This window comes from Streptomyces sp. NPDC089799, assembly GCF_040684755.1.
GTDB lineage: Bacteria > Actinomycetota > Actinomycetes > Streptomycetales > Streptomycetaceae > Streptomyces.
The window spans coordinates 1-10,448 of sequence record NZ_JBFBGR010000069.1; the positions used below are offsets into that span (position 1 = coordinate 1).

The 10,448-nt window shown below is 73.7% G+C and carries 12 protein-coding genes; 5 read left to right on the forward strand and 7 right to left on the reverse strand.

The features are described from left to right. Positions 1-222: 222 nt before the first annotated feature. A complete protein-coding gene (locus AB0O36_RS36605) occupies positions 223-585 on the forward strand; it encodes a helix-turn-helix domain-containing protein (RefSeq protein ID WP_365118239.1) in 363 nt (120 codons plus the stop codon). Between the two features lie 93 nt (positions 586-678). Beyond that, positions 679-1,521, forward strand: a complete 843-nt coding sequence (locus AB0O36_RS36610; protein WP_365118241.1) for an STAS domain-containing protein — start codon at positions 679-681, stop codon at positions 1,519-1,521. Here AB0O36_RS36610 and AB0O36_RS36615 read toward each other — a convergent pair. The 3 genes from AB0O36_RS36615 to AB0O36_RS36625 form a co-directional block, all read right to left on the reverse strand. Then, positions 1,509-1,943 carry a GAF domain-containing protein gene (locus AB0O36_RS36615; RefSeq protein WP_365118243.1) on the reverse strand — a complete coding sequence of 145 codons (435 nt, stop codon included), beginning with the start codon at positions 1,941-1,943 and terminating at the stop codon, positions 1,509-1,511. The two genes, AB0O36_RS36610 and AB0O36_RS36615, sit on opposite strands and share 13 nt — an antisense overlap. Positions 1,944-1,992: 49 nt before the next feature. Further along, complete coding sequence (locus tag AB0O36_RS36620) at positions 1,993-2,745, reverse strand: GAF and ANTAR domain-containing protein (RefSeq protein WP_365118244.1); 753 nt, start codon at positions 2,743-2,745, stop codon at positions 1,993-1,995. A gap of 229 nt (positions 2,746-2,974) precedes the next feature. Then, entirely contained in the window at positions 2,975-3,445 is a 471-nt protein-coding gene (locus AB0O36_RS36625) for a hypothetical protein (RefSeq protein ID WP_365118246.1), read from the reverse strand. A 330-nt stretch (positions 3,446-3,775) separates the two neighbouring features. Here AB0O36_RS36625 and AB0O36_RS36630 point away from each other — a divergent pair, with 330 nt between their 5' ends. Together AB0O36_RS36630 and AB0O36_RS36635 are read left to right on the forward strand one after the other, a co-directional pair. Then, positions 3,776-4,177: an ATP-binding protein gene (locus tag AB0O36_RS36630; protein WP_365118249.1), complete on the forward strand. Its 402-nt coding sequence runs from the start codon at positions 3,776-3,778 to the stop codon at positions 4,175-4,177. A gap of 63 nt (positions 4,178-4,240) precedes the next feature. Further along, positions 4,241-4,498 (forward strand): hypothetical protein, encoded by a 258-nt coding sequence (locus AB0O36_RS36635; RefSeq protein ID WP_365118252.1) that lies wholly within the window; start codon positions 4,241-4,243, stop codon positions 4,496-4,498. A 10-nt stretch (positions 4,499-4,508) separates the two neighbouring features. On the opposite strand, the gene AB0O36_RS36640 is transcribed toward AB0O36_RS36635, so the two are convergent. The 4 genes from AB0O36_RS36640 to AB0O36_RS36655 form a co-directional block, all read right to left on the reverse strand. Further along, positions 4,509-5,309: a hypothetical protein gene (locus tag AB0O36_RS36640; protein WP_365118255.1), complete on the reverse strand. Its 801-nt coding sequence runs from the start codon at positions 5,307-5,309 to the stop codon at positions 4,509-4,511. A gap of 155 nt (positions 5,310-5,464) precedes the next feature. Next, complete coding sequence (locus AB0O36_RS36645) at positions 5,465-6,100, reverse strand: class I SAM-dependent methyltransferase (protein WP_365118263.1); 636 nt, start codon at positions 6,098-6,100, stop codon at positions 5,465-5,467. 91 nt (positions 6,101-6,191) lie between these two features. Then, positions 6,192-7,583, reverse strand: coding sequence for an MFS transporter (locus AB0O36_RS36650; RefSeq protein WP_365118257.1), 1,392 nt, complete (start codon positions 7,581-7,583; stop codon positions 6,192-6,194). A gap of 138 nt (positions 7,584-7,721) precedes the next feature. Beyond that, a complete protein-coding gene (locus AB0O36_RS36655; RefSeq protein WP_365118266.1) occupies positions 7,722-9,098 on the reverse strand; it encodes an MFS transporter in 1,377 nt (458 codons plus the stop codon). Positions 9,099-9,327: 229 nt separating this feature from the next. Between AB0O36_RS36655 and AB0O36_RS36660 the strand changes: the two genes are divergently transcribed. Continuing rightward, positions 9,328-10,269 (forward strand): helix-turn-helix transcriptional regulator, encoded by a 942-nt coding sequence (locus AB0O36_RS36660; protein ID WP_365118260.1) that lies wholly within the window; start codon positions 9,328-9,330, stop codon positions 10,267-10,269. The last annotated feature ends 179 nt before the right edge of the window (positions 10,270-10,448 follow it).

Consider the following 10,448-nt stretch of genomic DNA (forward strand, 5'->3'; position numbering starts at 1 on the left):
ACTACATGAACTCCCGCTACGGCTCCCCGGTCGGCGCCTGGAACTTCTGGCAGGCCAACCACTGGTACTAAGCCACCAGCACACAGCACACAGCAGCAGCACACAGCAGCACGCATGCGAAGACGCCCGGCCGGAACCCCCGGCCGGGCGTCTTCGTGTCGTCACACGGCACCCCGGATTCCGGTCTGGCGAAACCGGAATCGCGAATCGTATAATTCGGGCATGGAGCCGGTCGAGCCCAGGACCAGCTGGACGTTCGTCACGAACCACGCCCGGATCCTCGCCATGGTGCTCGGGGACCCGGAGACGCGGCTGCGGGACATGGCCCGGACCTGCCGGATCACCGAACGCGCGGCGCAGGCCATCGTCACGGACCTGGAGAGCGCCGGATACCTCACCCGGGTCCGCCGCGGCCGCCGCAACCACTACGACGTCACGCCCGGGACCCTGTTCCGCCATCCGGCCGAGGGGCGTCACAGGGTCGGCAACCTCCTGCAACTGCTGGCCCACCTGGAGCCACGGCCCGAAGCGGCCGGACCCCCTCCCACAGACGGTGATCAGGGTGAACGCGACCCGCGCGGCTGATCCGCGAACCGCGGACGGCCCCGGCCCCACCCTGGTAGACCGGCCCACCAGGCCTCTTCCCCCACGTATCGGGGTGGCGAAGGGAGCGAGGCCATGACCTCCCGTCCCGAACGGCAGCCCGGCCGAACCGACGACGCCATCGCGGTCGTCATCGAGGAGGGGCCCGGGCGCACGGTCGCCCGTGTGAGCGGTGAGATCGACATGGACGCCGCCGCCGGTCTGCGCGAGGACCTCGGCGCGGCCCTGGCTTCCAGCCGTGACGGACTCGACCTCGACCTGGCCGCCGTCACCTTCTGCGACAGCTCGGGTCTGCACGTCCTGCTGGACCTGAACCGGATGGCCCTGGAGGCCGGGAAGTCCCTCGCCCTCACCGCACTCAGCCGCCCGGTCGCCCGTCTGCTGCGCATCACCGGGGCGCGGCAGGTGCTCACCGCCCACGACCGGCCCGCGTCGGAGGCCCGTCACGACGACGGCGGCCCGGCTCCCCGCGACGGTCCCCACCACCTCGACTTCGAGATGGAAACGAGGCGCTACGGGCCGACCGTGCACCTCACCCCTGTCGGTGAGCTGGACATGGACACGGGACCCGCTCTGGACGAGGTGCTGGACGCCGTCGACGGCGTTGACGTGGTGGCCTGCGACATGCGGCACCTGACCTTCCTCGACGTGGTGGGCCTGCGCCGCCTGCTCGACTTCGTCCGCAGCCTGGACGCGCGCGGCATCGCGTTCTTCGCCTACAACTGGCGGCACCAGCCGCGCCGGTTCCTGGACCTCGTCGACGAGCTGTCCCCGCCCGCCCGGAACGGCGGCAGGCCCACGCGGATGCTGCGCCGTCTGCAGGACTTCGCGGCTGCCGCCCGGGCGGCCGGGGCGGCGCGGGCCCGGCAGGACGCCCCGCGCCGCCGGCCCGCCTTCCCGCCGCGTCAGGACGCCTGAGCGAGCACCGCCTCCGGGCTCAGACGGCGCCGCACGAGGTCTTCGGCCACGTCGGCGGGGCGCTGGTGGTGGGCGGCCGCGAAGCCGGCGGCCCGGGCCGGCGGGGTGAAGACGGGCCGGCGGTCCTCGTCCGCCACCAGGTCGTCGGAGTAGACCGGAACGCCGGTGTTGTACGCGTCGATGCAGGGGCCTTCGGAGACCTGGGCCTGGAACATCTCGGTCAGCTCGACCCGCTCCTCCGTGACCACGGTCGATTGCAGACGGCCGCGGGCGTTGGCGAGCATCACGCCGGCCGCGTCCATGGAGGTGAGGCTGACGCAGTGTTCGACCAGGCGGCGCAGGAGCGTGAGCGGGTCCACGTCGTCGGCGACGGTATCGGTGAGGCTGACGAACGCCTCGGTGATCGGCTGCTCGCGGTTCATGTGTCTCGTCACCGTCTTCTCTGCTCCGGTCCGGCCGTGCGGCGTGGACCTAGTCATCGAGCCTCACCCTTCCGGCAAGGACGTCACGGGCCGCTTCGGTGACGCTCTGTTCGTAGGTGAAGGCGTGGGCCCGCAGGCGGGCCAGTGCTTGCGGGGCGTCCAGGTCGAGAAAGACCATGATCATGCCGGTGGCCTGGTGGACCTCGTCGTGGTCGCGCTCGGCCGCATCCAGCCAGGCCGCCCCGCCACCCGCGGGCTCCTGGGCCTGGATGGCGAACAGGGCGGTGGTGATCGCGTCGGCCGCCGGAAAGGCGAAGGACCGGTCCCGCTCGGACAGCGGCCCGGTGCGGTCCCGGTAGAGGTCGAGCGACCCCACCGCCAGGCCGGCCGGGCCGAGGGGGATGGAGAAGACGGCCTGCACGCCCAGTTCGACGGCCTGCTGGGCGAAGACCGGCCAGCGGCGGGCGTCCGCGCCGCCCGTCAGGTCCGCGGCCAGAACCGGCGCCGCCAGTTCCAGGGCGCTGCGGCACGGGCCGTCCCCGAGTGTGTACTGGGTTTCGGCGAGCTGCCCCGCCACCGGATCGCTGGACCACCACAGGGTCTGGGCGTCGTTGTCCCCGCCCAGGGACACCGAGGCGCCGGTGACGTCCAGCAGGTCCACGCACGCGCGGCACAGCGCGGCCGGGGTGTCGATGCCGGAGACGCCCGCCACCGAGTCCCCGAGGGCCTGCGACAAGCGCTTGAGGTCTTCCATCCCGAACGGCGGGCCCTCGTCATCCGGGAAGGCCGAAAAGTCCCCCACGACACCTCGCCTCCCGCGTCGGCCGCCTGATGTCCATTCTCACCCACCCGCCCCCCACCGGGCCTACGGCGACACCGTGGGCACCGGCTACGGCCACCGGCTTCGGAAACACGGCTCAGGGGACACGGCTCGTGCAACTCGGAGGAACACAGCCGACGGAACACAGGTACGGGCTCAGGTACGGGGCTCAGGGACATGGGCTCAGGGGGACGGGTTCACGGACACGGGTTCAGGAGCACGGATGTGCCTGGTGACGGGCCTGCCGGATGCCCGCTGCCTGGTGGACCAGCGCCCGGACCCCCAGGTCCCGGCGCAACCGCGCCGGAGCCGCCTCGTCGCCCGGAGGGCCGCGGGTGCCGCCCCCGGCGGGGCCGGCCGGAGCCGCGCGCACGGCCGGGGCGCCGGGCCGGAGGGTGCCGGGCGGGCGCGTTCCCATGGGGTTGGAGGAGGGCGAGAAGGCCACCACCGTGATCTCCCGCTCGGCCGCCCACGAGTCGATCGAGGCCAGGGCGTCCCCGGGGGCCGGACTCGGCGCGCAGTCGAGGTCCAGGACCAGGGCGTTCACATCCGCGCCAATCCCCGAAAGGACGCGTACCAAGCCCGCCAGGCACACGGTGACGTCGGCGCCGGCCCGCCTCGCGCACAGCGTCACCACCGCCACGGATCCGTAGAGGTGCACCTGTGCCGTGTAGGACCTCACGACGGGCTCCCCCTCACGCGGGGTACCGGCCCTGGAAGCAGAAGGATGCAGCGGCGGCTGCGGCGGAACACGGGTCGTCCGGCCGTTCGTGTTCATGTCCGGCGATCAAAGCCACCCGGGGGCCGCGCGCACGGTGCTGCCCGTCCGAAACGGCGGCGGAGCCTCAAGCGACGGAACCGGAACGGTCCATCCCTTTCACCATCCCACACCCCTTGTCCGGGCGGCCCGGGTCGAGCGGCAGCGGACCGGGCGCGGCCGGACGGCATACAGGCCCCGTGGGTGGGCAGCCGCCTGGTCCGAGCAGCGGACGGCAGCTGTGAGGAGGCGGAGATGGACGCTCCCCAGCCGCGGCACTGCACCTGCGACAGCGGTGCGGCAGCGGCCCGGGCCCGCACGGAAGTCCGCCGCTTCCTGGACGACGCCCTGGGACAGGGGCACACGGTCTCGACGGCCTTGCAGGACGCGGCCCTCCTGGTGACCAGCGAGCTGGTCACCAATGCCGTCCGGCACACCCCCGGCCCCTGCTCGATGGACGTGTCCTGGTCGCGGGACGGCATCGACATCGACGTCACCGACCCCAGCCCCGAACGGCCCCGCCCGCGGCAGGCGGACCCCGTGGGCACCGGCGGCTACGGCTGGCCGCTCGTCCACCGCCTGGCCTCCCGGGTGGACGTGCGCTCCACGCCCCAGGGAGGCAAGACGATCCACGTCCACCTCTCCGGCACCCCGTAGAACACACCACGGGAACGTCAAGAGATTCTTGACAAGACGATCATGTCAATGTTTCCTTGACGTATGTCGATCTTGAACCCGAAGGCGTCCCGCAAGGACGTCTCCGCCGCAGCCGATCCCTCCCTCGCCCTGCTCCCGCTGGTGGCGCTCATGCCCGCTCTGACGGCGATGTACGCCGACGGTCTGGGCACCGCGACCCAGGTCGCACTGGTCGTGGCGGAGCTCGCCCTCTTCGCCGTCGCGGGCGCACGCGCCGCCGCGTCGTTCGCGGCCACCCGCACGGCCGCCGACCGCGCACCGCAAGCAAACCCCCGCCCGTAGCCGGGCGACCTCAGGTCCCGCCGTGGAAGAAGCCGGACTTCAGGTCCCCGACGATCAGGTCGAGCGGATGCCCGCTCACGGTGAGGGGTCCGCTCCAGGGCGAGGTGAGCGCGAAGAGCAGCGCCAGGCTCAGCCCGACCACGCACGCGATGCCGAGGACCAGCAGTGACGTCCGCAGGCTGCTGCGGAAGACGAGCGCCCCGGCGTTCACGATCAGGGCCAGACCGGCGACCACGAGCGTGATGACGTAGAGCGTGGGCACGTCGCGCGAGGCGGCCGCGACCCGTGCGCGACGACTGTTGGTGACGCTGTCCAGCGAGAGCAGGAGCTCGGAGCTCGCCGGGTTCCCCGGCTCCGGCCGGCCCGCCTCGGCCCGCACGGTCCGCTCCAGCCGTGCGATCGCCCGGCCGGTGGCCAGGTCGTCGCCGGCCGCCACCGCCCCGGCATCCCATTCCCCGGCCCGTGTGGTCTGCAGATAGTCCAGCAGGGCCGCATGGATCGGCTCCGGGTGGACCCGCGGACTCGTCGCCGCCCACGCCAGCCGGGACGCCGCAGCCGCCTCGTCGCTCACCAGTCCCTCCGCCGCACGCAGGTAGCCGGCCTCACTGGCCAGCGACAGTGCCGCGAAGATGGCGAAGGCCGCGCCGAGCGTGGGCATCAGGGGCATGGCGATCTGCTGCACCCGGTCCTGTTCCCCGACCGGTACGAGCACCCGTACGCCCTTCCTGGCCAAGGCCGCGACCAGCAGGGCGAGGACGAGGCAGCCCACGGTCAGCACGACCGTCGGCAGCGAAGCCAGCCAATCCACCACATCACCCACCGTGCGTTCGGGCAGCCGTCACACGGAGACGCCGCATCACTCCGACGCCGCCGCAACACCCCACACGCCATGGTCACAGCGCGGAGCCCCGAGGCCCGGGACACCCGGCACGACACCCCGCCGCGTCGGCCGGTCAGCCGACCCGGTCACCCCGGCAGGGTCTGGGTGACGCGCCACAGCCGGCGCGGCAGCCCGCCCTCCTCGAAGGCGTGCACCTCCAAGAGGTCCCAGCCCCCGGCCAAGGCGTCGACGAGACCGCGGGGGAAGAAGTGCACCGCGAACCCGCCGTGCTCCCAGATGTCGTCCCCGTGCCCGGTACCGGCCCGGTAGTGCGCGTCGCCGGTGTGACGGACGGTGTAGACGAAGCCGCCACCCGGCCGCAGGACCCGGCGGACCTCCGCGACCAGCGCACGGATCTCCCGGGTGGACAGCGCCATGCACAGCAGCATGTGCGCGAAGACCGCGTCCACCGAGGCGTCCGCGAACGGGAGCGGCCCGCGCACGTCGTGGACCACCGTGGTGACCCGCCCGGCCACCCCTTGCGCGACGGCCGCCGTACGCAACTGCTCCAGCCCCACCGGGCTGAAGTCGATGGCCAGCACGGAGAACCCCTCGCGGGCGAAGTACAGCGCGTCGCGCCCGTGCCCCGCGCCCAGCTCCAGCACCTCGCGCGCCCCGGCGGCCCGGAACACCCCGGCCGCGTGGACGGCCGGCCCGGACGGCTCCTCGCCGTACATCCCGGGATGCTCGCCATAGGTCCGCTCCCAGTGCTCACGCTGCATCGCGGCCGGCGCCCCCGTCCCGCCGGCCGGTCCCTCGGCCGCGGCCGGCTCCTCCGGCCTGCCTTCCGTCATGTCGACACCCTCCTACGACCTACGACTCCCCGCCGGGTTTCGCGGGAACGCACCGCCAGGCGAGGCCGGCCGCGGCCAGGTAGGCGAGCGCGCCGACGGCCATGGAGGTGCGCAGCCCGGTGCCGTAGCTCGTCGCCGTGGCCAGCAGGCTGCCGCCGAGCGCCACGCCGGTGGCGCTCCCGATCTGCCGGGTGGTGTTGAACAGGGCCGAGGCGGCCCCCGAGTACGCCGGCGGAGCCGAGCCCATCACCGTGGCCGTCGTACCGGTCAGGGCGAACGAGGTGCCGAATCCCGCGGCCATCATCGGGACCACCAGCAGCGCATACGCGGGGTCGAGCCCTGCCGCAGCCCAGCCGGCGAGGCCCAGCGCGGCCAGCAGCATGCCCGAGACCACCAGCGGGCGGTGGCCGGTGCGGCGGGCCAGCCGCCCGGACAGCACGGAGGCGAACATGGTCATCGCCACCGCCGGGAAGAGCGCCAGACCCGTGCCCAGGGCGCCGTAGCCGCGCTGGTGCTGGAACTCCAGGGAGGCGGTGAACACCATGCCGTAGAAGGCGAAGTTGAACAGCAGACCGATCAGCGCCCCACCGCCCATCGCCCGCGAGCGCAGCAGGGCCGGCGGAAGGGCGGGGGAGCGGGCCAGCCGCTCGCGCAGCGCGAACAGTACGAAGGCCAGCGCGGCCAGCCCCAGCCCGGCGAGCACGGCGGGATCGAACCAGCCCCTCCGTCCCGCCTCGTTCAGCGCGGCGGTCAGCAGGGCCACCCCCGCGACGACCGCGCACTGCGCCGGCCAGTCCAGGGCCCGGTCCGGGCTCCTCGGCGAGCGGGCCACGTGCCGCAGCGTCAGCACCACGCAGGCGATGCCGACGGGCAGGTTGACCAGGAACACCCAGCGCCAGCCCACCGTGGAGACGAGCAGCCCGCCCAGCAGCGGCCCGGCGGAGGCCGCGATGCCCGCCATCGAACCCCACAGCCCGAAGGCCCGCGAACGTGCGTCCGGCGCCGGGTAGGACTCCTGGAGCAGCGCCAGGGACCCGGGCACCAGCAGCGCCGCACCGAGCCCCTCCACCAGCCGCGCCACCACCAGGAAGGCGCTGCCGGGCGCGAGCGCGCACGCCGCCGAGGCCACCGTGAACACCGCCACGCCCCAGCAGAACACCCGCCGGTTGCCCAGCCGGTCGCCCAGCGCGCCACCCGTGAGCAGGAAACCGGCGAAGACCAGCGTGTAGCCGTCGGTGATCCACTGGATGCCGGTCAGCGATGCCGAGAGGTCGCGGCCGATCACCGGCACGGCGACGTTGATGACGGTCACGTCCAGGATCACCATGAAGTAGCCGGCGCACACCGCCAGCAGGGGAGCCCACGCCCCCCGCCCGGCCTCCGGCGCCGGCGCCGACTCCGCGAACGCCACGGCCCCAACTCCATCCCGTCCACGGACGCCCCGCACCGACGACGAGAGGCCACCATAGGGAACATCCCTCCCGTACGCGGGCAATCCGCCCGTCCGGGTGAGGGGCCGCGCGTCGCCGCCGCGCCCGCCCCCGGACGGTCAGCGCATCCGCGGCAGGCGCAGGCTGAGCAGGGCGGTCAGGGCGATCAGCGCGAGCTGGACCAGCAGGGTGATGCACACGGCGTCGCGCAGACCCGCCGTGGGCGCCAGGGCCAGGAACAGGCTGCCGAGGGTGGCGACACCGAGGGCCAGCGCGGACTGCTGGGCGGTGATCATGATGCCGCCGCCCACGCCCGCCCGGTCGGCGGGCACCTCGGACAGCATCTGCCGCATCAGTACGGGCAGCTGCAGCCCCTGGCCCAGCCCCGCCAGGGCCATGCCGGGCGCGAGCGCGACGGGCCCGAGGTCCGGCCAGCGGTACCGCAGGACGGCCAGCACCAGACCGATGCCGGCCGCCTGCAGCACGGCGCCGGCGGTGACGACCCGGCTGCCGTGGCGGGCGACGAGGCGCGGCCCCGCCAGGGACGCGGCGAAGAAGGCCAGGGCCATCGGCACCAGCGCCAGACCGGCCGGTACCGGTCCCAGGTGCAGCCCCTGCTGGAGGACGACCGCGACGACGAACATGAAGCCGCTGAACCCGCCCGACAGCGGGAGCAGCAGCACCAGACCCCGCCGCAACGACTCCAGCCCCAGCAGGCTCGGCGGCACCAGCGGGGTCCGGCCGCGGCGGTCGGCACGGCGCTCGGTGAGGTAGAAGGCGGTCGCGGCGAGCGGGAACACCGCGAGCGAGACCCACGTCCACGCCGGCCACCCCGCGGCCCGGCCCTCGGTCAGCGGAAGCAGCAGCGAGACCAGCGACAGCGCCAGCAGCACCGTGCCCGCCACGTCCACCGTCGCGGGGCTCCCGGCCCGCGTCTCGGGCACGGTGCGCACCGCCAGGAACAGCCCGAGGACCGCCACCGGCACGTTGACCAGGAACACCGCGCGCCAGCCGGTCCCGGCGATGTCCGCGGCGACCAGCACGCCGCCGAGGATCTGCCCGGCGACCATGGACAGTCCCGCGGTGGCCCCGTACAGGCTCATGGCACGGGCCCGGCGCGGACCCTCGGTGGTGGCCTGGATGGTGCCGAGGACCTGCGGCAGCATCAGCGCGGCGGCGGCGCCCTGCGCCACCCGGGCGGCGACGAGCGTCCACGCGTCCGGGGCGAGACCGCAGGCCAGGGAGGTGACGCCGAAGGCGGCCATGCCGGCGAGGAAGAGCCGACGGCGGCCGAGGGTGTCGCCGACCCGGCCGCCGAGCACCAGCAGAACGGCGTAGGCGACGCCGTAGCCCCCGACGACGAGCTCCAGCAGGGCGGGACCCGCTGCCAGATCGTGCTCGATGGACGGCAGCGCGACGTTGACGATGAAGAAGTCGATCAGGGGCAGGGCCGCTCCCAGCAGCACGGTGAACAGGCCCGCACCGCTCAGGTGCATCGCGCCCGCCGGGGTGCTCGGGGAGCCCGCGGTGCCCGGGGCGGCCGTGGACGTACGAGGGGTGGTGGTCGGGGGAGCAGGAGGGGTGGGGCGCATGGTGCGCCTGGTGCGCGAGGTCGTCTGTGTCACCCTCCGACCGTGCTCCCGCCGGCAGCCGGGTACCAGAGTGTGCTTATCCGGGTATCGGTAGCACCTGGCAACAGGCTGAGGGGTGCGGCAGGCTGGGGGCATGACCACGCTGTCCCCGGAAAGCGCCGTACGACGGCACGAGTTGGCCGAGTTCCTGCGCAGCCGCCGGGAACGGATCACCCCCGAGCAGGTCGGGCTGGTGCGCGGGCCGCGCCGGAGGACCCCCGGGCTGCGCCGGGAGGAGGTCGCGCACCTGTCGTCGGTCGGCGTGACCTGGTACACGTGGCTGGAGCAGGGGCGCGACATCACGGTGTCGGCGCAGGTGCTGGACGCCGTCGCGCGGGCGCTGCTGCTCGACACGAGCGAACGCGCGCACCTGTTCGCCCTGGCCGGGAGCCTGGACCCGGCCCCGCACACCCCCTGCCCGAGCGTGACGCCGTCGGTACGGGCCCTGCTGGACCAGCTGGGCCCGATCCCCGCGTCGGTGCAGAACAGCCGGTACGACATCCTCGCGTACAACGCCACGTACGGGCAGCTCCTGGGCGACCTGGACGCGCACCCGCCGGAGGACCGCAACTGCATGTGGCTGGCCTTCACCGACCCGGAGTGGCGGGCGTCGGTGGTGGACCTGCCCGGCACGCAGCGGACCATGGCGGCGAAGTTCCGGGCGGCGATGGCCGAGCACCTGGCGGAGCCGGCGTGGAAGACGCTGCTGGCGCGGCTGGAGGGCGCATCACCGGAGTTCCGTGAGGTGTGGGCCCGCCACGAGGTGGTGGGGCAGGGCGCGAAGGCGAAGTACATCCGCAACGCGCGGGTGGGCCTGCTGTACCTGGAGCACACCAACCTGTGGCTCGGCCCCGGAGCCGGCGGCCCGCGCCTGGTCACGTACGTGCCCCTGGACGCGGAGACACGGGAACGCCTTGCCGACCTGGAGGCCCTGGCCACGGTGGGGTCGGCGCCCGGCCCGGAATCCGAGCCGACCCGGTCCCCGGAAGGGGTACGGCTGCTCACGTGCGGTGAGGTCGGGGCGTCCGTGGGGTGACTCGGCCCATAGGGCCCACGTCACATACGGCCCGGGCTAGTAGCCGTCGATTCCCCGATTCCCGGGGGCAGGGGTGGGTCGCCTGGCCGGTGTGTGTGGGGTGGGCTAGTAGGTGGGGTCGTTGCCAGGTGGTCGGGGGGCTGGCTAACTGGTTCTTGTCGCCGGGGCGGCCGGGGCGC